At 56.6% G+C, this 24140-nt stretch carries 22 protein-coding genes; 6 read left to right on the top strand and 16 right to left on the bottom strand.

What is annotated here, in order from left to right; genetic code table 11:
- Positions 1 to 50: 50 nt before the first annotated feature.
- The 8 genes from trmB to miaB all read right to left on the bottom strand — a co-directional run bounded on the left by trmB (position 51) and on the right by miaB (position 8362).
- On the bottom strand, positions 51 to 752 hold the full coding sequence (gene trmB / locus DY251_RS06435) for a tRNA (guanine(46)-N(7))-methyltransferase TrmB (RefSeq protein WP_116623031.1): 702 nt from the start codon (positions 750 to 752) through the stop codon (positions 51 to 53).
- 13 nt (positions 753 to 765) lie between these two features.
- On the bottom strand, positions 766 to 2049 hold the full coding sequence (gene metK / locus DY251_RS06430; protein WP_210210078.1) for a methionine adenosyltransferase: 1284 nt from the start codon (positions 2047 to 2049) through the stop codon (positions 766 to 768).
- 87 nt (positions 2050 to 2136) lie between these two features.
- Positions 2137 to 2550, bottom strand: a complete 414-nt coding sequence (locus DY251_RS06425) for a helix-turn-helix domain-containing protein (protein ID WP_116623029.1) — start codon at positions 2548 to 2550, stop codon at positions 2137 to 2139.
- 110 nt (positions 2551 to 2660) lie between these two features.
- Entirely contained in the window at positions 2661 to 4238 is a 1578-nt protein-coding gene (gene lnt, locus DY251_RS06420) for an apolipoprotein N-acyltransferase (RefSeq protein WP_116623028.1), read from the bottom strand.
- A 91-nt stretch (positions 4239 to 4329) separates the two neighbouring features.
- Positions 4330 to 5382: a hemolysin family protein gene (locus DY251_RS06415; protein ID WP_116623027.1), complete on the bottom strand. Its 1053-nt coding sequence runs from the start codon at positions 5380 to 5382 to the stop codon at positions 4330 to 4332.
- A gap of 26 nt (positions 5383 to 5408) precedes the next feature.
- On the bottom strand, positions 5409 to 5909 hold the full coding sequence (gene ybeY / locus DY251_RS06410) for an rRNA maturation RNase YbeY (RefSeq protein ID WP_116623026.1): 501 nt from the start codon (positions 5907 to 5909) through the stop codon (positions 5409 to 5411).
- A 6-nt stretch (positions 5910 to 5915) separates the two neighbouring features.
- Complete coding sequence (locus DY251_RS06405; RefSeq protein WP_116623025.1) at positions 5916 to 6962, bottom strand: PhoH family protein; 1047 nt, start codon at positions 6960 to 6962, stop codon at positions 5916 to 5918.
- 11 nt (positions 6963 to 6973) lie between these two features.
- Positions 6974 to 8362 (bottom strand): tRNA (N6-isopentenyl adenosine(37)-C2)-methylthiotransferase MiaB, encoded by a 1389-nt coding sequence (gene miaB, locus DY251_RS06400; protein ID WP_116623024.1) that lies wholly within the window; start codon positions 8360 to 8362, stop codon positions 6974 to 6976.
- Between the two features lie 131 nt (positions 8363 to 8493).
- Here miaB and DY251_RS06395 point away from each other — a divergent pair, with 131 nt between their 5' ends.
- From DY251_RS06395 to DY251_RS06380, 4 genes are all read left to right on the top strand, one after another.
- Positions 8494 to 8982 (top strand): MarR family winged helix-turn-helix transcriptional regulator, encoded by a 489-nt coding sequence (locus tag DY251_RS06395; RefSeq protein WP_116623145.1) that lies wholly within the window; start codon positions 8494 to 8496, stop codon positions 8980 to 8982.
- A gap of 1 nt (position 8983) precedes the next feature.
- Positions 8984 to 10159, top strand: coding sequence for an HlyD family secretion protein (locus DY251_RS06390; protein ID WP_116623023.1), 1176 nt, complete (start codon positions 8984 to 8986; stop codon positions 10157 to 10159).
- Positions 10160 to 10190: 31 nt separating this feature from the next.
- Positions 10191 to 11726 (top strand): DHA2 family efflux MFS transporter permease subunit, encoded by a 1536-nt coding sequence (locus DY251_RS06385; protein WP_116623022.1) that lies wholly within the window; start codon positions 10191 to 10193, stop codon positions 11724 to 11726.
- A 101-nt stretch (positions 11727 to 11827) separates the two neighbouring features.
- A complete protein-coding gene (locus DY251_RS06380; RefSeq protein ID WP_116623021.1) occupies positions 11828 to 12907 on the top strand; it encodes a TadE/TadG family type IV pilus assembly protein in 1080 nt (359 codons plus the stop codon).
- A 59-nt stretch (positions 12908 to 12966) separates the two neighbouring features.
- Here the strand turns inward: DY251_RS06380 and DY251_RS06375 are convergent, their stop codons facing one another.
- From DY251_RS06375 to DY251_RS06340, 8 genes are all read right to left on the bottom strand, one after another.
- A complete protein-coding gene (locus tag DY251_RS06375; RefSeq protein ID WP_116623020.1) occupies positions 12967 to 13971 on the bottom strand; it encodes a cytochrome d ubiquinol oxidase subunit II in 1005 nt (334 codons plus the stop codon).
- Positions 13972 to 13989: 18 nt separating this feature from the next.
- Positions 13990 to 15348, bottom strand: a complete 1359-nt coding sequence (locus DY251_RS06370) for a cytochrome ubiquinol oxidase subunit I (protein ID WP_116623019.1) — start codon at positions 15346 to 15348, stop codon at positions 13990 to 13992.
- A 150-nt stretch (positions 15349 to 15498) separates the two neighbouring features.
- Positions 15499 to 16926: a gamma-aminobutyraldehyde dehydrogenase gene (locus DY251_RS06365; RefSeq protein ID WP_116623018.1), complete on the bottom strand. Its 1428-nt coding sequence runs from the start codon at positions 16924 to 16926 to the stop codon at positions 15499 to 15501.
- Positions 16927 to 16946: 20 nt separating this feature from the next.
- Complete coding sequence (locus DY251_RS06360; protein ID WP_116623017.1) at positions 16947 to 17762, bottom strand: ABC transporter permease; 816 nt, start codon at positions 17760 to 17762, stop codon at positions 16947 to 16949.
- Positions 17752 to 18714, bottom strand: coding sequence for an ABC transporter permease (locus tag DY251_RS06355; RefSeq protein WP_116623016.1), 963 nt, complete (start codon positions 18712 to 18714; stop codon positions 17752 to 17754). The genes DY251_RS06360 and DY251_RS06355 overlap by 11 nt, the downstream gene beginning before the upstream one ends.
- Positions 18711 to 19709, bottom strand: coding sequence for an ABC transporter ATP-binding protein (locus DY251_RS06350; protein WP_116623015.1), 999 nt, complete (start codon positions 19707 to 19709; stop codon positions 18711 to 18713). Before DY251_RS06350 ends, DY251_RS06355 begins: the two co-directional genes overlap by 4 nt.
- Positions 19710 to 19827: 118 nt before the next feature.
- Positions 19828 to 20985: an ABC transporter substrate-binding protein gene (locus DY251_RS06345; protein WP_116623144.1), complete on the bottom strand. Its 1158-nt coding sequence runs from the start codon at positions 20983 to 20985 to the stop codon at positions 19828 to 19830.
- Positions 20986 to 21110: 125 nt separating this feature from the next.
- Positions 21111 to 22019 carry a LysR family transcriptional regulator gene (locus tag DY251_RS06340; protein ID WP_116623143.1) on the bottom strand — a complete coding sequence of 303 codons (909 nt, stop codon included), beginning with the start codon at positions 22017 to 22019 and terminating at the stop codon, positions 21111 to 21113.
- 136 nt (positions 22020 to 22155) lie between these two features.
- Here DY251_RS06340 and DY251_RS06335 point away from each other — a divergent pair, with 136 nt between their 5' ends.
- Entirely contained in the window at positions 22156 to 22908 is a 753-nt protein-coding gene (locus tag DY251_RS06335; protein WP_116623014.1) for an SDR family NAD(P)-dependent oxidoreductase, read from the top strand.
- A gap of 296 nt (positions 22909 to 23204) precedes the next feature.
- Positions 23205 to 24137, top strand: coding sequence for a deoxyribose-phosphate aldolase (gene deoC / locus DY251_RS06330; RefSeq protein WP_245415885.1), 933 nt, complete (start codon positions 23205 to 23207; stop codon positions 24135 to 24137).
- Positions 24138 to 24140 lie beyond the last annotated feature (3 nt).

Below are 24140 nucleotides of genomic sequence, written 5' to 3'. Positions count from 1 at the left end.
GAGCAACTATGACTCAGCAAGTCGCATATTTCCAGCATTTGCTTGCGCTCTCAGGTTGAGCGGCGAAAACGTAGGTAAGCGGGCACTCTGCCCTCGCGCAAAGCCTTGGCTTCATAACGCGTTCCCGGCCAACCCTCATATGGCTTACGCCAATCATCAGCATTGTCGGCAAGCCACTCAAAGCCACCGTGATCGGCACATTCAAGCAGAGTCCAATTCACGTAGTGTTCGATATCCGATGCGAAACGAAACATGCCGCCGGGAACCAGTACGCGATGGAATCGAGCCAGATTTGTCTGACTGACGAAGCGGCGCTTCCAATGCTTTTTCTTCGGCCACGGATCGGGATAAAAAAGGTCTATCCCCGCAAGTGATGCAGTGGGGAGCCAATCCAGAACATTCACCCCATCCTCGCCATAGAGGCGCACATTGTTGAGTGGCCGCAGCGCAAGCGCAGCCATCACCTTGGCCATTCCGTTGATGAAAGGCTCGACGCCAATGTAACCGATGGACGGATTTTCGATGGCTCTGTGCAGAAGGTGTTCGCCACCACCAAAGCCAATTTCGAGCCGAACTTCTTGGACGTCCGCAGGGAACAGGGTGGTTAGCCGAGATGGTGGTGCCGTCGAAAGATCCAGCCAATAGGCCTTCTGACCAGCCTCGTAGGATTGCTCCTGATGTTGGCGAAGGGGGCGGCCCCGTCTGCGGCCAAAAAAAGCGCCCCCTGCCAGCTGGTTTTCGTCACTCGCCATTTCAAGAACAAGCTCAGGCGGCGAGCGCTTTCTTGAGCGCGCCGGTCAGATCCGTCTTCTCCCACGAGAAAGAGCCATCACGGCCGGGCTTGCGTCCAAAATGTCCGTAAGCGGTTGTCTTTGCATAAACCGGCTTGTTGAGGTCCAGATGTCGACGAATCCCCGTCGGGGAAAGGTCCATCACGTCGCGCAATGCCTTCTCCAACTTTGCCTCGTCTACCTTCCCCGTGCCATGCAGGTCGACATAAATGGACAAGGGTTGAGCCACCCCAATGGCGTAAGAAAGCTGGATGGTGCAGCGATCCGCAATACCGGCCGCGACCACATTCTTGGCAAGATAACGGGCAGCGTACGCTGCAGAACGGTCAACCTTCGTTGTGTCCTTGCCGGAGAAAGCGCCGCCACCGTGGGGAGCCGCGCCGCCATAGGTGTCCACAATGATCTTGCGGCCCGTGAGGCCCGCGTCACCGTCTGGCCCACCAATCACAAACTTGCCGGTCGGATTGATGTACCAGTTGCAATTATCCGCAATTTTCAGATCGCCGAGCGCATCACGAATATAGGGTTCGACAACTTGTCGGACCTTCTTCGAATCCCAGCTTTCATCCATATGCTGCGTCGAGAGAACGATCTGCGTTACTTCGGCTGCCTCGCCATCGATGTAGCGAACCGTAACCTGGCTCTTTGCATCCGGACCAAGCTTGCCAACCTCGCCCTTACCGGAATGGCGCGCTTCGGCGAGCTTTTCCAGCATCTTGTGGCTGTAGTAGATCGGCGCAGGCATAAGGTCTGGCGTTTCGCGGCAAGCGTAGCCGAACATAATACCCTGATCGCCAGCACCTTCTTCGCCCTGGCGGTCGGCCGCGTTGTCTACGCCCTGACCAATATCAGGCGATTGCCCGTGCAGCAGAACGTCGATCTTGGCATTTTTCCAGTGGAAGCCTGCCTGTTCGTAGCCAATCGCCTTTATTGCCTTGCGGGCCACAGCCTTGAACTTGGAAGGATTCACGACCGGATGTCCTGCCTTATCCAGCAGAACCTCGCCGTCCTTGCCCTTCTTCAGAAGCGTGTCAGGAACCCGAACCTCGCCCGCGATAACCACACGGTTAGTCGTAGCCAAGGTTTCGCACGCCACGCGGACCTTCCATGGGTCCATGCCGGTTTTTCGTGCTTCGCGATAAACGAGATCGACGATTTCGTCCGATATTCGATCACAAACCTTGTCGGGATGACCTTCGGATACGGATTCGCTTGTGAAGAGATAATCTTTGCGCACAGGTTGCCCTTTAGAAGAAATTACCGGCTTTAAGCTGGTGGCGTCCTGTAGCTTTCCCGTTTCGCAGCGTCAAGCAAACGCCGTTCTTTCCTTGAGCAAAAACGAGCATCAAGCTTCCGCGGTCGCGCTTAAAGCCTTAACCAGATCGAGTACGCGGCGGCGAACCTTGGCGTCATCAATAGCGATATATGCTCTGTTGAGTTGAAGGCCCTCCGTGCTTGAACAGAATTCCAGGAGCGAAAAGCCTTGATCCGGCTCGGCAAAACCGGTTCGTCCAGCCTCCGCGTTCGCTGCGTCTTCAAAGAAGAAGGAAACCGGTACGCCGAGAATGCTGGCAATTGCCTGCAACCGGCTTGCGCCTACACGGTTTGTGCCTTTTTCGTATTTTTGCACCTGTTGAAACGTAATTCCCAAGCTTTCGCCCAAGCGTTCTTGGCTCATGCCCAGCATATTTCGGCGAAGGCGGATGCGACTGCCCACATGAACGTCGATCGGGTTGGCCTTTTTCTTATTCTCACCCATCGGTATCCCCAGAAAAGTACAAGGAAATACACCTGCTGGATGCAGAAGTTCATGACTGCAAGCAGCGCGTGTTTTCACACTATATGCGCTACATCTAAATTAGTTTGCAGTCAATTTTTCATTTTGCGCTGCAGCGCGAGTATTGCGGCTACTAGCGCAAATAGGAGCGCTATGCCTGCGCCAATCTTATTTTGCAGTCGCGAATCCATTTGACTGTTAGCGGGTACTCTCAAACTGGTGTCGAGTATGCCCTGACTTTCAATGGCAAGCGCGTCGAGCACGCGCCCCTTTTCATCGATGAACGCCGAGATTCCAGTATTTGCCGCGCGTACGACCGGCAGGCCAGTCTCCACGGCCCTTATCTGTGCCTGCCGTAAATGCTGATACGGTCCCGGCGTGTTTCCGAACCATGCATCGTTGGTGACATTCAGAATGAAGCTCTTGGCCGGAGACGGCTGCATCATCAGGTCAGGGAAAATTATCTCGTAGCAAATGTAGGGCAGAGCGCTGAACCCACCGGGGGTCGATAGGGGATGACGGTTCGCACCCGCCACGAAATTCATCGGACCAGAGACGAACTGATTGATTCCTATGCGCTCGAAAAAGTCTTCAAATGGGATGTATTCGCCAAATGGCACCAGATGGACCTTGTCCACCGCATCTGCGATTTCGCCTTTGTCGTTAATCGAGACGATTGAGTTGTAGTAGAGCGTCGAATCTCCGCCGCCTTCGGTTCGCGCAACGCCGGCGAACAGCGTCTGCCCGTCATTGAGCATATCGCCTATCATACGCAGGCCGTCCGGATGCTCCTGAAACAGGAACGGGATAGACGTTTCCGGCCAAACAATGAGTTGCGGCTTTTGTTTTCCCGTTGCAGGCGGTTGCTTCGAAAGTGAAAGCTCGGACGCAAAAATCCGGTCGCGTACGGTCTCGTCCCATTTTTCGGTAAGATCGATATTTGGCTGAACGATTCGAACCTGCAGCGTTTCCGCAACGGGCTGCTCGCGCGTCATGCTGTAAAAGCCATACCCGGCATGAGCTGCCAGCAATGCAATCGCAGCAAGTATGCCAACAGGCCTGTGCTTGCGGCCTACGAGCAATGCCGGCATTGCGAAAATGAAAACAGCCAGCGCATTCATTCCGATAACACCGACAACGCCTACGCTTTGCATCAACAGCGGGATCGGCATCAGGCCGAAACCTACGGGATTCCAGGGGAAGCCAGTGAACAGTGCTTCGCGCAGCCATTCCGCCAAGGCAAACGCGAAGGCCAGAGCTGCGATGCGCCCGATACCGTCGGTCCAGAAAATACGCGCCAGCGCGGTTGCGATGCCAAAATAGATCGCGAGCAGCAATGGCAACCCTACAATGGCAAACGGCAGGGCCCACGCATAAGTCTGGCTTTCGACCATGACTGCGCCACCAATCCACCATAAGCCTGCGAGGAAATAGCCGAAGCCAAACCACCAGCCGACCCGAAAAGATGGCTTTAGGCGGCCGAGCATGCTCGCTGATGGGGCAGGTGCAGCGCCATCCAGCAACCAGGCGAGAACTGGAAAAGATATGAAGCCTGCCAGCATGAAATCGAAAGGCGCTTGTGTCAAAACGGCAAATGCACCCGCAAGCACAGCAGCAAGTGTGCGCTTTCCGCCGGACAATAGGACAATGTTGCCCGCCAGTCGGTTCATTAACGCGGCTTCCCTCGAATCACCGAAGCAAAGGTGTATCAGGCCGCAAGGCAACGGCCAAACACACCTTAAGTTAAGGCGGAAGTGAGTTCTACTCCTGCTCGGGCTTTGTAACAGGACGCCTGCGACGCTCGCCCTTGTGGCTTGCCACGATCCGCACACGCTTCACCCGGCGCGGATCCGCATCCAGCACATGGAACTCATAGCCCGGAATTGGCTGCACAACCTCGCCGCGAGCAGGGACGCGACCCAGCGCATTGAAAATCATGCCGCCAATCGTATCCACATACTCACCGTGTTCGCCTGGAGCGAAATCGCCTCCAACGGCCTTGGCAACATCCTCGATCTCGGCCTTCGCATCTACCACGAACACACCGTCGCCCGTTTTGGTGATCAGCGGTTCTTCCTCGTCATGCTCGTCTTCAATATCGCCGACGACCATCTCAACGATGTCTTCCAGCGAAACCAGACCGTCTGTACCGCCATATTCGTCGATAACCAGCGCCATCTGCGTGCGGCTTGTCTGCATGCGCGCCATCAAATCCGACGCCAGCATCGACGGAGGAACGAATAGCACCGTACGGATAAGATTCAGTTCGCCGATAGTCTTGCCCAAATCGACAGTTGAAAGGTTCAGCGCTGCATTTGGCGTCGGCTTGCGGCTGCGGCCTTTCTTGGCGCGTGCGCTGCGCGTTACATGTGCGAGCAAGTCACGAATGTGCACCATTCCACGAGGATCATCGAGCGTCTCCGCATAGACCGGCATGCGCGAATGGCCGCTATCCTCGAAAATATTCATCAATTCGCCAACGGTTGTGCCGATTTCAACAGCCTCGACATCGGCGCGCGGCACCATGACGTCCTCGACGCGAACTTCGCGCAACCTTAGGATATTGTTGAGCATTGCCCGCTCACCCGGCGAAAACGCCTCGGCCTCGGGTGCTGTCTCTGAAAGCGCGTCCGCGAGATCCTCGCGCAAGGAACTGCCATTCCGCTGCCGGAAAAGCCCCGCCACCCGCTCAAAAAAGGAATGGCGTTCCGCTGATTGGGCGTGACTTAAGCCGCTACTCGGACCGTCTTCGGTCTTTTCGGCCTTGCCGTTAGCGGCTTCGGGCCGCTCGGCAGTATCTGTCTTGTCGTTCATTTTCTTCCGTCGCTAAGACCTTCTAATTATTCGTAGGGATCAGGGATAGCAAGCCTTGCGAGTGCACGACGCTCCGCTTCTTCCATTTCTTCTGCTTCTTCATCCGTCTCGTGGTCGTAACCGACGAGGTGCAAAAACCCATGAACAATGAGATGCGTGAGATGGTTTTGAAAAGTCTTGCCTTCTTCCGCAGCCTCACGCTTCACCGTTTCGGCGGCCAGTACAATGTCGCCGAGCAAAGGCGGAATTGGCCCGGCGTGAGTGGGTGTAAACGCCGGAAAAGACAGCACATTTGTAGCTTTATCTTTGTCGCGCCATTCGGAATTCAGGCGCCTGATCTGCTCATCGCCCGTAAAAAGCACACTCAGCTCGCTGCCCATTGCCGAAAACGGACGCCCCACCTCCAGCAGAGCTGCCCCTGTCGCACGCTCGCAGATTGCCTCAAGCTCGGAAAGAGGCGGCCAATCACCCGCCTCCACCGAAATATCGAGCGAAAGGGTAGGCCCGTTTGAAGTTGCAACGCTCACAGCAAATCAAATTTCGTCCACGGGGAGCCCGCGCGAAACCTTACCCTCGCGATCATATGCTTTCACGATTTCAGCAACCAAAGGATGGCGCACGACGTCCGCATCGTTAAAGCGCACCGTGACCATGCCCGGCACACCGTCAAGAATGCGCAGCGCGTCAACAAGTCCAGACTTGGTGTTGGGCGGCAAGTCGATCTGCGTCGGATCGCCCGTCACGATCATGCGCGACCCTTCACCGAGACGTGTCAGGAACATTTTCATCTGCATGGTGGTGGTGTTTTGCGCCTCGTCCAGAATGACCGCAGCGTTTGAAAGTGTACGGCCACGCATAAAGGCGAGCGGCGCAATTTCGATCACCTCCGCTGTTATGGCCCGTTCAACCTTGTCAGCCGGCATCATTTCGTACAGCGCGTCATAAAGTGGTCGCAGATAAGGATCGACCTTCTCCTTCATGTCACCCGGCAGGAAGCCCAGCCGCTCGCCTGCTTCCACAGCGGGACGTGAAAGAATGATGCGCTCCACCATGCCCCGCTCCAACAGGCTGGCCGCGTAAGCAACAGCGAGAAACGTCTTGCCCGTACCAGCAGGACCGATACCGAACACCAGTTCGGACCGCTCAAGCGCACGCATATATGCGTCCTGATTCTGAGATCGAGCGTAAATGGTGCGCTTGCGCGTTGCGATCTGGGCGGCGGAAACCTTCCCTTTTCGCTCCAGCGTTGGCAGCGTCAGTTGGTCGTCCACGGCGACAGCCATACGCACCGCGCCATCGACGTCGGATTGGGCGATGTTTCCGCCCTTTTGCAAAATGCCGTACAAATGATCCAGTGCACGTCGCGTCTGCTCGGAGGCAATCGGATCACCCTTGATGGTTAGCTGATTTCCACGCGAGCGGATATCAACGCCGAGTTTCTGTTCCAGCCGCGCGAGGTTCTCGTCGAACTGTCCGTAGAGCGCGCTCGCCAATTTGTTGTTGTCGAAGGTAAGTACGATATGCGCGAGATCTGAAGCTCCACCGGGAGCTGAAACCTGCTTCAATTCGGCAGCGCTCAAACGTATCTCCTTTAAGCGGCTTCGCCATAGAGGCTGTTTGTACCCAGCCGCGTGATTCGTACATTCACAATGTCGCCGATTCCGCCCGCACTTTCATCAACAATAACGGGCTGCAACCAAGGAGATCGTCCAACAAGCTGATCATCCTGTCTGCCCCGCTTTTCGATCAGGGTCTGAAAACTCTTGCCGACAAGCGAAGCAGCAAATTCGTTCTGCTGCCGCGTCAGCAGCGCTTGCAGGCGCTGTAACCGCTCGTCCTTCACATCTTCCGGCACATGTCCGTCCATTTCGGCTCCGGGCGTACCCGGACGCGGCGAATATTTGAACGAGTAGGCAGAGGCATAGCGAACTTCTTCCACCAGCCGCATCGTGTCGTCGAAATCAGCGTCGCTTTCGCCCGGGAAACCAACAATGAAATCGCCCGATATCGCAATGTCGGGTCTGATCGAGCGAATGCGCTCAAGCAACTTCAGATATTCCGCAGCCTGATGCTGACGATTCATTGCCTTGAGTATGCGGTCAGAACCACTTTGAACGGGTAGATGAAGATACGGCATCAGGATTTCAAGATCACGATGCGCTGCAATTAGCTCATCATCCATGTCACGCGGATGACTTGTCGTATAGCGCAGTCGCGCGATACCGGGAATCTCGGCCAGTCTGAACAGCAGCCGCCCGAGGCCCCACTCAGTGCCGTCCGGCCCTTCGCCATGCCACGCATTGACGTTCTGCCCCAATAGCGTGACCTCCCGTACCCCCGCTCCTGCCAGCTTTTCGGCCTCGGTCACGATCTGCGCCACAGGGCGCGAAACTTCCGAGCCGCGCGTATAGGGAACTACACAGAATGTGCAAAACTTATCGCAGCCTTCCTGCACCGTCAGGAAAGCAGTTACGCCGCGCCGCGCGACGTCGGCGCGCTTGGGTTGCGGCAAATGCTCGAACTTGTCTTCGATCGCATATTCCGTTTCGACGATACGCTCACCCGCGCGTGCCTTGCGCACCACTTCGGGTAAACGATGATAGGTCTGCGGGCCGACAACCAGGTCCACGGCAGACGAACGGCGCAGTATTTCGCTGCCCTCGGCTTGCGCAACGCAGCCCGTCACACCCACCATCATTTCGCGGCCTTCGCGCGCTCTGACAGCCTTCATATCGCGAAGGCGACCCAACACGGAGTAGACTTTTTCGGCAGCCTTTTCGCGGATATGGCAGGTATTCAAAAGCACCAGATCCGCTTCATCAATGCTTTCTGTTGCCGTATAGCCATCTGCGGCCAGCGCATCCGACATGCGCTGACTGTCATACACGTTCATCTGGCAGCCATATGTCTTGACGAATACCTTCTTCGTCGCCACGGCCGATTCCTGCGGCTCATGTGCCGCTACTGCTTCAGTTTCCATAACCGCGCTTTAGAGCATTTCGGCCCGCGATTGAAGGGTTTCAGAGTGGCATGATCGACGCTGCAATAATTTTTTGCACCGCAAAAGAATCCCTCTTGAAATAGTAAGCATGCTTATAATATATGGCGCTTATGAGTGACCTGACCCATCAGCCTGACGAAACCGACCGTGTCGGATTTCTTCTTCACGACGCGTCCCGCTTGTTGCGCAAGCGGTTTGAGACGCGCGCCAGTTGCTATGGATTATCGGCGGCGCAGTGGAGACTGCTCGTCCGCGTTTTCAAGGAAGAGGGCATCGCACAAGCACGTCTTGCCGAGCTTCTTGAAATCGAGCCAATCAGCGTATCCCGGCTGATTGATCGCATGGAAGAAGGTGGCTGGATCGAACGACGGAACGATATGTCGGATCGCCGCGTTCGTACGATCTATCTGACCGAGAAAAGCAGAGCGATCTTCAACCAAATGCGCGGCATGGCAGCTCAAGTGTTCGATTATGCACTGAACGGGCTTTCCGCTGATGAGCGACGGACCACCATAAGCGCGCTCAAAACGATCATAAGCAATCTCAGCGACGACGACCGGATGGCCGCCGCCCTCAAAGATACTGAAAAGGCAGCCTGAAATGTCGAGCGCAGCAAACACCAACGAACGCGCTGAGGCGGAAGTGAAGCAATTTCCTCAACCTCAACAAGAAGCTCCTGCGCCCGCTTCCAAAGTCACGGAGCCGGCAGTGGAACTTAAACCCGCACCACGCAAGCGCAGCCGTCGTTTTGCGCTGATGGCACTTGTTCCTGCCCTTTTGCTGGTAGGCGGAACCTATGTCTGGGTTACTGGCGGTCGCTATGAAGAAACCGAGAACGCCAATCTTCGGCAGGCGCGTATCGCCGTAACCTCCGAAGTTGCTGGCCGCATCGTTCAGGTCGACATTCAGGAAAACCAGACCGTCAAGCAGGGCGAAACGCTCTTCGTGATCGACCAGGAGCCGTATCGGATCGCTTTGGCGCAGGCTGATGCCTCCCTTGGGGCGGCGCGCCTGAAGGTTGAAGAGCTTCGCGCCGCTTACAGTCAGGCTATCGCCAGCCAGCGTGTGTCCGAAGAGGAAGTCAAATACTTCCAGTCCGAGTTGGATCGGCAGTCAGAGTTGACCAGGAAAGGCGTTGGAACAGCCGCGGCGCTGGATTCCGCTCGTCGGGATCTCATCAAGGCAAATGAAGAATTATCATCGGCCAAAGAGCAGGTCGCCGGCGCACTTGCCGCTCTTGGCGGAAGCTCTGATATTGAGACCGACAAGCACCCAACCGTGCTTGCCGCATTGGCCGAACGCGACAAGGCTCTGTTCAACCTTTCGCAGGCCACAATCAAAGCTGCGGGTGACGGCGTAGTCTATCAGGCTGCATCTATTAAGCCGGGTCAGTTTGTCACCATTGGCACGCCGCTGTTCACCTTGGTCGAAACAGGCGACACGTGGGTTGACGCCAATTTCAAGGAAACGCAGCTCACCCATATGAAAGTCGGTCAGGAAGCAGAGATCACTCTCGACACCTTTCCGAACAAGCCCCTCAAGGCCGTCGTCGACTCCATCGGCGCAGGTACGGGTGCTGAATTTTCGATTCTTCCCGCCCAGAATGCGACTGGCAATTGGGTGAAAGTTACGCAGCGCATTCCTGTGCGGCTCAAAGTGGAATCTTCTGATGCCGATCTGCTGTTGCGCTCGGGCATGAGCGCCACGGTAACGGTCGATACGGGTAAAGCGCGCGGCTTCGCCAGCCTGTTCGGCTCTGCCTTCGCCGGTGAATAATTAGCAGCGGCAATCCCGCGCGAGTGCAATCATGAGCACGCCTGAATCTCACACCAACGTGCCGCATCGCGCACTCATCACCGTTTCGATCATGCTCGCGACGGTGATGCAGGTGCTGGACACGACAATCGCCAATGTCGCCCTGCCAACCATGACAGGCGATTTGGGCGCATCGCAGGACACCATCAACTGGGTCCTGACATCCTACATCGTCGCCGCCGCCATCATGACGCCTGTTACGGGTTGGCTGTCGGACCGGGTCGGCCGGCGTGAGCTTTTTCTGATTTCCATCGTCGGCTTCACCATTACGTCGATGCTCTGCGGCCTCGCGTGGAACCTCGAAGCGATGGTCTTTTTCCGGCTGGTGCAAGGCGTATTCGGCGCGGCCATCGTGCCATTGTCGCAAACGATACTGCTCGACATCAATCCGCGAGAGCGTCAAGGCTCAGCGATGGCGATTTGGGGCGCAGGCATCATGGTCGGCCCCATTATCGGCCCTACTTTGGGGGGCTGGCTCACCGAAACCGCCAATTGGCGCTGGGTGTTCTTCATCAATCTGCCGGTGGGCATATTGGCGTTTCTCGGCTCTGCCGCTTACCTGCCCAAGTTCCCGCTGCGTCGTCGCAGCCTGGATTTCTTCGGCTTCGCCATGCTCTCGCTCGGCGTCGGCGCGCTTCAGTTGATGCTGGATCGTGGTGCTGAAGTCGATTGGTTTTCCTCGATGGAGATCTGGATCGAGCTTGGTCTTGCTATTACCGGTTTCTGGGTTTTCGTCGTTCACATTGCAACGGGTGAACATACCTTCATGGACAAGGCGTTGTTCGCGGACTGGAATTTCGTAATCTGCCTCCTGTTCATCTTCATTGTTGGCGTAATCTTGCTTTCCGGCCTCGCGCTGCTGCCGCCGATGCTTGGCAATCTGTTCAACCACTCGACAACGCTTACCGGCATTGTCATGGCGCCGCGCGGCGTCGGCACAATGATCTCGATGCTGCTTGTGGGTCGGCTCGTACGCATTGTAGATCCGCGTGCGCTCGTGTTGACGGGTCTTCTGCTGACAGCGTGGTCGCTGCAAATGATGACCAATTTCACGCCTCAGATGAATGATACGCCCGTGATCGTTTCAGGCATTGTACAGGGCCTGGGTCTGGGGCTGGTATTCGTGCCGCTTTCAACGCTGGCGTTCTCAACACTCGACGCGCGGTTCCGCGGCGATGCAACGAGCCTTTTCACCCTTGTTCGGAATGTCGGATCGTCCATAGGCATTTCGGTGGTGTCCGTACTCCTTACGCGGAACATACAGATCAACCATTCGGAGTTATCGGCCGGTTTGACACCCTATAATCCGAACCTCGCCGCTGCACTGCCAAAGGCGATTACAGGCGATCCGGCCACTCTCAGCCAGCTTGATCAGCTCGTGAATCAACAATCTGCCATGATCTCTTATGTCAATGATTTCAAGCTGATGATGATCGTGACGCTATGCGCAGTACCTCTCGTTTTCCTGCTGCGCCGCTCGTCCGCTCCGCGTTCGGCTGGTGCACCCGCAGCGGCACACATGGATTGAATAAACAGGTCGCTGAGATTTCGTTTCGATTTGAATGAATTAGCTTAAACGTCATTTCAGTTTCGCGCGCTATGAGTCCCGCATAGGCGGAGACGGAGCAAATGAAACTTTCAGGCAAATTACTGAGCAGGTTCGCCCGCTCAGAGGGCGGCAATTTTGCCGTCGTCATGGCATTGAGTGCTGTACCATTGTTGCTTGGTGCTGGCATGGCGGTTGACTACAGCCGCGCCACGAACCATCGCGCAACAATGCAATCCTCGCTGGATGCGGCAACGCTGGCAGTGCTTTCACTGCCCAAAACGTCGACTCAAGAGGAACGCGCGAGCAAATTGCAAACCGTTTACGCAGCGAGCGGCGGAAAAGGCAATGCGGCTTTGGTGTCCATGAATATCGACAATGTCGGCGCGGCCAGCGCATCGGCGACGGCCACATATAGCGCACCGACATCTCTGATGAAGATGGCCACGATCGATTATGTCACGGTCAGGGTAAAGGCAGCAGCCAGCAAGCCACCACAGCTAACTGAGGCTAAATTCACGCTGGATACGGCTTCGGGATACTGGAGCAAAGCTATGTATCTCTACGGCAAGCAGTACGGGGCCAAGGATACCGACGCTGACGAAAAGCTGATGCAAATCGACTATACATATAATGGCAAGGGTGGCCCGAAAGGCTACGGCACCACCACGGCTTATACCGTCACGAAAGATGCAAAAGGCAAAGAAGTCAAAACCAAAGTGCAGGAAGAAGTCTGCACTACGACCAATCCTACGAAGTTCACGACGGGCTATACCGGCAAGATCATTCAGGAAACGTCGGGCAACACCAAATATGAGACCAAGTGTGTCACCACTTTTTATGGTGGCGCAACTGGCGCAGCGATCGACGTCAGCAAGATGAATAATCTCTATCTGCAGATGTATGTGAACGACACGAAGAAAACATACAGATCTGACGACACCACCACGTCCGAGTATCTATATCTCGATGGGGTCGAAGTGAAGAAAAACCAGAAGGTTGATATCTTCTCAGCGGTTCCCTGCGGGCAGGTCAGCAGTCAGGCATGGGAGGACGGCGGTAATGCGCTGCCGGCGCCGGTCAATAACGCCGACTTCTATTACAAAGTCACCGGCAAGTGCGATTACTCGCAAAAGACGACAGGTATTCGTTTGACCCAATAAGGCAAAAGCCGAAAAAGGACGCGAAAGGCCGTCCGTCAGGGCGGCCTTTTTCTTGCACCTCAATCATATGTCAAATCACCAGCCTTCCCGCCGAAAACGCGGTAGGCATAAAACGAATAGATCAGGATAATCGGCAAAACGACTGCCGTGCCTGCCAGAATAATCGCCAGACTTTCGGTCGCCGATGCAGCCTCCCAGATCGTCATTCGTTCCGGCACGACATAGGGATAAAAGGACCACGCAAGCCCCATGAAGCCCAGCGCGAATATCGCCGCAAGCATCAGGAACGGCATGAGTTCGTGCCGCCCGTCATGGCTTGGCAGGCTGAATGTCTTGCGCCAAAGAATGAAGAATAGCGCGGCCGAGAGGATCGGCAGGGGCGACAGGTAGATTATTTCCGGAAACAGGAACCAGCGCTCGAATATGCGCGGGCTGGCGAGCGGCGTGGCCAGCGAGACAGCGCCCATGCCGATGACAGTGAACGCGAGCGCCGAGCGCAGCCAAAGCACGGCCTTTTTCTGCAGTTCACCTTCTGTCTTGTAGATCAACCATGCCGCGCCCATCGCGACATAGGCTGCAGCCAGGCACAGGGCAACCAAAGCTCCAAAAAGGAACGCCAGCATTCCAGTGCGCAAGCCGAGCACATAAACACCCAGCATGTAGCCCTGTGCGAGGGACGCCGTTAGCGAGCCGAGGAAAAACAACCTGTTCCACCGTTGCTTGTGACCCGCGGGAACCTTGGCGCGGAAATCGAACGCAACTCCGCGCAAGATCAGACCGACGAGCAGGAAAAATACCGGTATGTAGAGTGCCGTGAGGATTGTTCCGTGCGCGATTGGAAACGCAACGAGCAGCAACCCCACGGCCAGAACAAGCCAAGTCTCATTTGCATCCCAGAAGGGACCGATAGCTGAAATCATCAGGTCCTGTTCTTTGCCATTCGCAACAGAAAACAGAATGCCAATTCCGAGGTCGAACCCGTCGAGAATGACGTAGATCAGGATCGCTACGCCCATGAGAGTCGCTGCAATAAGGGGCAGGAGTGTGGGCCAATCTATTGTCATGGCGCTTTTCCTTTGAGGCTATTCGGCTACCGGCTGCGCGAGAGGCTGCTCCAACACTGCGGGAAGTGGTGCGGTGTCGCCTTCCTTGGCTGCCTTGAGCGCCAAATGAATCAGGACTCCGAGATAGCTCGCGAGCAATGCCGCATAGAGCAACAGGTAGACCACCAGCGTTGTCGCAACATGGCTCGCGGCCACGCTGCCTACGGCGTCTTCAGTACGTAGAACACCTGTGACAAGCCAAGGCTGGCGCCCAATTTCTGTGGTGTACCACCCCGCAAGTGTTGCGAGCCAACCCGAAAGCGCCATCGGAACCAACGGGTAGGCCAACCAGTTTGGAATGCTATCGCGACGCCACAGATAGAACGAGCCAACCCACGAAAAGAACAGCATCAGCAAGCCGGTTCCAACCATGATGCGGAAGCCCCAGAATACCGGCAGCACAGGCGGATGATTGCCCTCGAACTGATCAAGTCCCGGCACTACGCCATCGGCTTCGTGTCGCAAAATAAGGCTCGCACCATCCGGTATTGCAAGTTCAAAGTGATTTTCTTTTGCTGCCTCATCAGGCCAAGCAAAAAGAATTAGCGGTACGTTCGGCCCCGTTTTCCAATTGGCCTCCATCGCAGCAATCTTCTGCGGCTGGTGCTCCAGCGTGTTAAGTCCGTGCTGGTCGCCCGCGAATATCTGGATCGGGATCAGGATCGCGCCTGTAAATATGCCTGTGCGAAGCGCTTTCATCATGGATTCGGAGCGGTCGCCGGCAAGGTATCTCAGCGCCGAGATGCCCGCGATCAGGAAGCAAACGGTCAGCCCCGATGCCAGCAGCATATGAGCCAGCCGGTAGGGAAACGATGGATTCAACACCACCGCCCACCAATCGGTGGCATGGGCAACACCGTCTCTGATCTCAAATCCAGTGGGTGTCTGCATCCATGAGTTCAGCGCCAAAATCCAAAATGCGGACATCGTAGTGCCAAACGCCACCAACAGCGTGGCCAGCGTGTGCACCTTGTTCGGCACACGGCGAAATCCGAACAGCATGATCCCTAGAAAAACAGCCTCGAGGAAGAATGCGGTTAGAACCTCATACGCCAGCAGTGGTCCGGCGATATTGCCAACGCGCTCCATGAAGCCGGGCCAATTCGTTCCAAACTGGAAACTCATCGTCACGCCCGAAACAACGCCGATTGCGAATGAAAGCGCGAACACCTTCACCCACGTGAAATAGGCTCGCATCCATGCGGCGTCATGGGTGGCGTTGTATCGGAGCTTGAAGAAAAGCAGCACCCAGCCAAGCGCTATCGTGATAGTCGGAAACAGGATGTGGAACGACATGTTCGCAGCAAACTGCATGCGCGATAGTATCACCGGGTCCATTGGAAACGCGCTCCTGTAACCTCACCGCCAAGTCTATGAAGCTTTGTGCGCTTGGTCAAAGCGTAAAGGCGGCACAGGGTCGGAGTGTCGCATGGCAGCATGCCATGCAGGCGGAACATTCGCCCCGCCTGCATAAATCAGCTTACGGCCTTATCCGTGGGCGACCATGACGTGTCGCACTGCCGTGTAGTCTTCTATCGCGTAGAGCGACATGTCCTTGCCATAACCGGACTGCTTTACGCCGCCATGCGGCATTTCATTGGTCAGCATGAAATGCGTGTTGATCCAGGTGCAGCCATATTGAAGCCTTGCGGCCGTTGCCATCGCACGGCCCACATCCTTGGTCCACACCGAGGAGGCGAGGCCATAATCGCTGTCGTTCGCCCATGCGACAGCCTCATCGACATCCGAGAAGCGCGTTACCGACACAACCGGCCCAAACACCTCACGCCGCACGATCTCGTCGTCCTGTGTGGCGCCTGCCACCACCGTTGGCTCATAGAAGAAGCCATTGCCTGCGCCCGGCTTTCCGCCGGTTGTTATCTCAATGTGCTTCAACTCGGCAGCGCGCTCCACGAAACTCGCGACGCGGTCACGCTGGCGTCGGGAGATCAATGGCCCGATCTCGTTTTCGGTATCGTCGTTCTGATCAAACTTGATTGTCGAAACGGCGGATGAAAGCTCGGCCACGAGCTTTTCGTAGATCTTCTTGCCCGCATAAATACGGCATGCCGCTGTGCAATCCTGTCCGGCATTATAGTAGCCGAACGCCCGCAAGCCGCTCACAACGCTTTCCAGATCGGCATCATCAAACACGATCACCGGGGCCTTGCCGCCAAGTTCCAGATGCGTGCGCTTCACGGTCTTGGATGCAGCTTGCATCACTTTCTTGCCGGTCGCCACATCGCCAGTAATCGAGATCATATTGATCTTCGGATGATTGATCAGCGCGTTGCCAACGCTTTCGCCGCGCCCGAGAATGACGTTCACAACGCCTTCGGGCAGCACGTCAGCCAAAATCTTCGCCAGTTTGAGTGCGGTCAGCGGGGTCTGCTCGGACGGCTTGAACACAACCGTATTGCCACCGGCAATTGCAGGCGCGAGCTTCCACGCCATCATCATCAGCGGATAGTTCCAGGGCGCGATAGAGGCCACGATGCCGATCGGATCGCGCCGGATCATGGAGGTGAAGCCCGGCAAATATTCACCCGCGACCACGCCCGGCAATGTGCGCACCGCACCTGCGAAGAAACGATAGCAATCGACGATTGCGGGTATCTCGTCGTTCAGAGCGGCATTAATTGGCTTGCCGCAATTCAGCGCTTCGAGCTTTGCAAACTCTTCTGCTTCTTGTTCGATACGATCCGCTATCTGCAAAAGATAGCCGGAGCGCTGCGCTGGCGTCGTCCGCGACCAGCTTGCGAAGGCCTTTTCCGCAGCAGCCACCGCTGCCTCTATCTGGGCGGGCGAAGCTTCCGGCATTCCCAGAATCTTTTCGCCGGTCTTCGGGTTCAGAATGGGTTCCTCGGTTTCGGTCCCGATTTCGAATTTCGAGCCAATCAGCATTTCATTGAACATGCGGAACTCCCTTTTCATTCTTATTTGCCGGAACCGGCGGTTTGGTCACCGTCCCGTGTCAGGTAGTAGGCGGCAAGAATTGGCAAGAGCGTCACCAGCACAACAACCATCGCCACGACATTCGTGACTGGGCGCTGGCGCGGCCGCACCAATTCCTCAAGCATCCAGATCGGCAGTGTCTGCTGCTGACCCGCGGTGAAGGTCGTGACGATCACTTCGTCGAAGGAAAGCGCGAAGGCGAGCATTCCGCCCGCGAGGAGCGCGGTGCCGATATTGGGGAGCACGATATGGCGGAACGTCTGGAAGCCATCGGCACCAAGATCGTAGGACGCCTCGATCATAGAGCCGGATGTGCGCCGGAACCGCGCAACCGCATTGTTGTAAACGACCACGATGCAGAAGGTCGCGTGGCCCAGCACAATGGTCCATGTCGAGAATGGAATGTTCATCAGGCTGAACGCCGAACGCAGCGATATACCGGTAATGATTCCAGGCAGCGCAATCGGCAGAATTACCAGAAGCGAGATCGTCTCACGTCCGAAGAACTTCGACCGACTCACGGCTGCGGCGCACAGCGTGCCGAGGATGATGGCAATCAGCGTGGAGATGGCCGCGACCTTCAGCGAAAGCGCCAGCGCTTCCCATACGTCTGGCCTGTTCCATGTCACCGCGAACCATTTGGCGGTTAAGCCAGGGGGCGGCCACTGATAGCTCTTTTCCTCGGTCGTGAAGGCATAGACAAAGATCAGCAGCAGCGGAATATGCAGGAAAAGCAATCCCGCAGCCGCAGCAATCTTGAGCGCAATCGGTGCGGAGCTGTTGCGATCAGAGCGCATCGAAAGCCCCCATGCGTCTGGCCATCCAGAGATAGATTCCCATCACCACGATTGGCACCACCGTGAAAGCGGCGGCGAGCGGAATATTCCCTGCCGTGCCTTGCAACGAATACACAGCCTGCCCGATGAAATATTGCGAGTTCCCGATGATCTGCGGGATGATGTAATCGCCGAGCGTCAGCGAGAATGTGAAGATCGATCCGGCGATGATCCCCGGGAGCGCGAGCGGGAACAATACGTTTCGAAACGTCTGTGCAGGTGAAGCACCAAGGTCTGCCGAAGCCTCGATCAGGTTTCCCGGAACGCGTTCAAGCGCCGCCTGTATCGGCAAAATCATGAACGGCAGCCAGACATACACGAATACAATGAATGTGCCGGTGAACGACACAGACAGCGAGTTGCCACCAACGACCGGCAACGAAAGCCATGCGTCAAGCAGCCATGTGAGGTGCAGCTTGTCGAGCGCCCATGTGAGGATGCCCTCCTTTGCGAGGATCAACTTCCATGCATAGACCTTCACCAGATAGCTGGACCATAGCGGCAGCATCACGCCAAGATAGAACAGCGCCTTCCATTTGCCGCGCGCATAGCGCGCCGCGAAATAGGCGATCGGAAAAGCCACGATCGCCGACGCAATTGTCACCGATGCCGCCATCACGACCGTGCGGATCATTATGTCCATATTGGAAGGAAGGAGCAGCTCGCCGTAGGTCTTGAGCGTGAACTCCCGGTTGATCAGTCCGGAGAACTCATCAATCGAAAAGAAACTTTGCAGCAGCAGCGCAAACAGCGAGCCGAGGTAAACAACGCCGAGCCACAGAACCGGCGGCGCCAGCATCAGGAACAGAAGTAGCCGCGGATTGCGCCAGAACGCATCGGACAACGCATTCAACACGCCACCCCGCCGTGGCAATACGGCGCTCGTCGAAGCGATGGCGGCAGAGGTGCTCATGCCTCGCCATCCATCAAGTGAATCTGCTCGCGATTGAAGCTGATCGTTACGCGCTCGCCCTGTTCGGGAAGCGGCTGGCCAGCCGGTATCATCGCGTGCAGTCGCAAACCATTGACATCGAGCGCAATGCGGGTCGATGCGCCCAGATAATTCAGCGCAACGACATCTGCGGGAATGCCATTCGCATCCTGCTCTCTCTTCACACGAATTGCCTCGGGTCTAAGACTTGCCCAGCGCATCTGACCGGAATGCAACTTCACGAATTCGGGCGGCAATACATTTGATGACCCAACAAAATCAGCGACGAAGCGAGAGGCTGGGCGCTGGTAAATGTCGTGTGGAGTGCCGATCTGCATGATGTGACCATCATTAAAGACAGCCACCCGGTCAGCCATTGAAAGCGCCTCGCCCTGATCGTGGGTCACGAAGATAAACGTCACGCCGAGCGACTTTTGCAGAAGCTTCAGTTCCTCCTGCATGTTTTCGCGCAGCTTCAGGTCGAGCGCGCCGAGTGGTTCATCCAGCAGCAGAACCTTGGGTCGATTAACCAGCGCACGCGCCAGCGCCACACGCTGTCTCTGCCCGCCGGAAAGCTGACCCGGCATGCGGCTGCCATATCCGGGTAGGCGCACCAGTGCCAAAGTGTCTTCCGCCGCCTTGAGCCGTTCAGCGCGGCCAATGCCTTTGACCATCAGGCCATAGGCTACATTGTCCAGCACGTTGAGGTGCGGAAACAGCGCGTAGTCCTGAAACACCGTATTCACATTGCGGCGGTAAGGCGGCACGCCTTCCGCGCGCTCGCCAAAGATCGAAATAGCGCCCGACGTTGGCTGCTCGAAACCTGCAATCAATCGCAGGCACGTCGTTTTGCCAGATCCGCTCGGGCCAAGCATCGCGAAAAATTCGCCCGGCTCGATGTCCAGATCGACCGCATCCACGGCTTTGACCGAGCCGAAATGCCGGGACACTTTTTGAAAAGATACCGCGGAAACCATCCGGATTCCCTGTTCAAGCGTTAGTCAGCGCGATAGCGATATCGCACTCATAAGCGCAATTTGTTTCATCGAAGTCTCGGCGGGCCACCCCGCTGTTATGCGAGGTGGCCGCGCCGGATCAGCGGCCGCCAATCACGCCGATATAGTCGGACACCCAACGGTAGTAGGGAACGCAGGCATCATTCTGGCTTGCGCACTTGGTTGTGGGCGTCGTCCAGAAATGAACCTTGTCGAAATTGTCGAAACCATTTGCGGAGCAACCTTCCTTGGTCTGTTGGCCACTGCCGTCTGTGCAGGCCGCAGGCACGGATGGGTTAGCCCCGAACCACACCGAAAGGTCGCTCTGGAGATTGGAGGAAAGCGTATGTTCCATCCACATATAGGCGCAGTTCGGATTGGCGGAATCCACGCTCATCATGGTGGTGTCGGCCCATCCAGTTACGCCCTCTTCAGGGAACGTCGAGCCGACAGGCTGCTTCTCGCCCTTCAGCAGATTCACCTGGAACGGCCAAGATCCCGACGCAACCACGCCTTCATTCTTGAAGTCATCGATCTGGATAAACGCATCATGCCAATAGCGGCCAACGAGCTTGCGCTGTTCGCGCAGCAAATCAAGCGCGGCCTTATATTGATCTTCGTTGAGTTCATACGGGCTCTTGATGCCGAGTTCCGGTTTATGCGCCATCAGATATTGCGCAGCATCGGCAATGTGGATCGGGCCGTCGTAAGCCTGCACGCGTCCGGCATTCGGCTTACCATCCGGCAGGTCCATCGGCTCGAACACGACCTTCCAGCTTGTCGGTGCTTCCTTGAACACGTTCGTGTTGTACATCAGAACGTTCGGACCCCACATGTAGGGTACGCCGTAGTGTACACCATCGACCGTATGCCAAGGCGCATTCTTGAGGCGGTCGTCGACATTTGGCCAGCTCTTGATGAGATCAACATTGATCGGCTGAACGCGCTTGCCGGCAACGAGCCGCAGCGACGCATCGCCCGACGCGGTGACGAGATCGAAACCGCCCTCATTCATGAGCGCGACCATTTCGTCGGATGTATTGGCGGTCTTGACGTTGACCTTACACCCGCTGGCCTGCTCGAACTTGGTCACCCAGTCGAAATTCTTGTCAGTTTCGCCGCGCTCGATATAGCCCGGCCACGCAACGATTGTGACCTGCCCTTCGGCCTTGCCTATTTCCTTGATCTGCGCGCCCGCATGGGCCGTGAAGCTCAAAATGAGCGCGAGCGCAGTGCATGTTTTCATGAACGCTTGCATCGTGACATCTCCCATTGCAGGGCCGCTCTCCATCGGCGGTTAAAATCCCTGATTGAAAGTTGCTTCGATTTCAGACCATTCGCAAATTCATTTACAAGAACGCCGATATCGGAATTTCCGATACCTCAGCGTTGGCGGATGGTGCGTTGACCTTGTGCGATGGAAATAAAATCGCGGGCCGTCGGTGTAAGGCCCGACCCGCGCCGCCAAACCATGCCAACCTGCACCACTGGCAGCGTGCCGGAAATATCGCGAGATTCGATACGGTCGCCTTCCAACGACCAGGGACGGTACACAAGGTCCGGCAGAAGTGCGACACCCGCGCCGGTTGCAACGAGACTGCGAACAGCTTCCACAGAACGCGTGCGAAACGCGACATGTGGCTTTGTGCCGAGCGCGGCGAGCAGCTTTCCGGTATTCTCCTCGATCTCGTCTATGGTGAGCATAATCAGCGGCTCAGAGGCGAGGTCCTGCAAATTTATGATCTCAGCTCCGGCCAGATGATGACCAAGCGGCAGCCACAGGCGATAAGGCGATACCTCGATGATTTCCGCCTGCAACGCCATGCGGTCGCGCAGGTTGGAAATCACCATAACGGCAACATCGAGTTCCCCACCGATCAGAAGATGTTCGAGATAGTCGCCATTGTCCTCGACTGCGGAAACCTGCACTCCCGGAAACGCGCGGCGATAGCGCGCCAGCAAGTCCGATAGGACATAGCCTGCAACCAGTGAGGTTACACCGAGATGCAGATGCCCACCACGCTCAGCCGCCTCGCCGGAAAACGCCCTGCGTGCATCAGAAACGCCGGTCAGGATTTTCGTCGCATGGCGCAGAAACTGGTGTCCCTGGTGGGTGATATTCAGCCCACGCGGATGCCGCTCGAACAGCGCCACGCCGAGGTCTGCTTCCAGTTCCTTGATTGCCTCGGTTACGGAGGATTGTGAAATCGACAGTGCCTGCGCAGCGCCCGAGACCGTACCCTGCTCGGCCACCGCCACGAAAAACTGCAACTGTCTGAATGTGAATGCCATGCGCGCAATAAATACGGCTACACATCGCTTTTGAAGCGGAATCGGCGCGCCATTTTTTATTGCCACAGTTGTTTTGTTTGTCCGTTGCGCTAAATCGGAGTCTAGCTGGCAGGATTTGGCCGGTCGGGAGATTGCAATGACGGGTTCTGATCAGCGCAAGACATTGGTCCTCACGGGTGCCAGCCGTGGCATCGGCCACGCCACCGTCAAGCGTTTCTCGCGCGAAGGCTGGAGGGTTATCACCTGCTCGCGCCAGCCATTTGCCGAAAACTGCCCCTGGCCTGCCGGACCGGAAGATCACATAAAGGTTGACCTCGCCGACCCGGAAGACGTGGGTGTCGCGGTTTCGGAAATTCGCCACCGTCTTGAAACAAATGGTGGGCAGCTTACCGCGCTGGTCAACAATGCAGGCATTTCCCCCAAATTATCGAGCGGCGACGGGCGCATGAACTCCATCGATACGCCGATGCATGTCTGGCGCGATGTGTTTCAGGTGAATTTCTTCGCCCCTATCATGCTGGCGCGTGGATTGTTCAAGGAACTCGCCTTAGCCAAAGGCTCAATCGTCAACGTCACATCCATCGCGGGTACGCGCGTGCACCCATTCGCCGGAACCGCTTATGCAACTTCAAAGGCAGCGCTTGGCTCACTTACGCGCGAAATGGCAGCTGACTTTGGGCCGCACGGCATTCGGGTTAATGCCATTGCGCCGGGCGAAATCGACACCGCGATCCTCTCCCCCGGCACGGATAAGATCGTTGAAGGCATTCCCCTGCGCCGCCTCGGTTCAACAGCAGAGGTTGCTGACATCATTTATTTCCTGTGCTCAGGCCAATCGTCTTATGTTAACGGCGCCGAGATCCACATTAACGGCGGCCAGCACGTCTAAATCAGCAGGGCCGCTCACCCGAAACAATTCGTCGCAATGAAATAAGAATTGCGTTGCGTCGGTGTGACTAGTCTTGTGCTGGCGCGGTTGTGCTCATAATAATTCGGCCTCCAGCGGAAACGACGAGGATGCCCTCCATGAAAGGCAAAGCGCAGCCAGCCGAGGCCGACGTAACTGACCTGCCGCAGATTCCCATTCGCAAGTCGGTAGAGGCGCCGCCGTTAAAGAACGAGGTCGCACCAGCCCCCGCCAATACGCCAGCGCATACCGGGCACGGAATTGCCCGAAATCCGGGCATGAAGCTCGATATCGGGTTCGTGGAATCCATGCGCAACGTCAATCGCTCAGCGTTGGAGCGCCGCGTACAGACGATGGCTAAGCGCCGCTCGATCAAGGGCGATAATCAAGCAGCGTGGCTACTGCGCGCGCTGGCGGTCATGGACCTGACATCGCTTAATTCCAACGACACGGACGAGCGCATTCGCCGCCTCTGTGCGAAAGCATTGCAACCGCTGCGGCGTGACATAAGCATTGGCCTTGGGCTGGGTTCGACGCCAGTGCGCCCCGCCGCCGTCTGTGTATATCACCCCTTCGTCGCAACTGCCGCTCAAGCCTTGAAGGGCTCCGGCATTCACGTTGCTGCCGTTTCCACCGCGTTTCCGCACGGCCTCGCACCGCTGGACACAAGGCTGAAAGAAATCGAAGCGTCAGTGAATGACGGCGCAGATGAGATCGACGTGGTGATCAAGCGCGGTCTTGTTTACGAGGCCAAGTGGCAGGAACTCTACGATGAAATCGCGGCTATGCGCGCGGCCTGCGGTAATGCGCACCTTAAAGTCATTCTCGGAACTGGCGACCTCGCAACTTTGCGCAACGTAACGCTCGCTTCGATGGTGGCCATGATGGCCGGCGCTGACTTCATCAAAACCTCGACCGGCAAGGAAAGTGTAAACGCAACGCTTCCGGTCGGCCTCGCAATGGTGCGCGCTATACGGGCCTATTTCGAGGAAACGGGCTATATGATCGGCTTCAAGCCCGCTGGTGGCATCTCCACTGCCAAGGCTGCACTCGACTGGCTCGTGCTCATCAAGGAAGAACTCGGACGTCCGTGGCTAGAGCCTGAGTTATTGCGTTTCGGCGCATCGAGCCTGCTCACTGACATTGAACGCCAGCTTGAGCATCACGTCACAGGCCACTATTCGGCCAATCATCGTCACGCGCTGGCTTAGGGG

The sequence above is a fragment of the Mesorhizobium denitrificans genome, assembly GCF_003403035.1.
Taxonomy (GTDB): Bacteria; Pseudomonadota; Alphaproteobacteria; order Rhizobiales; family Rhizobiaceae; genus Mesorhizobium_G; species Mesorhizobium_G denitrificans.
The sequence above is the reverse complement of the archived record's forward strand: the minus strand, read 5'-3'. Positions and strand labels throughout refer to the sequence as shown.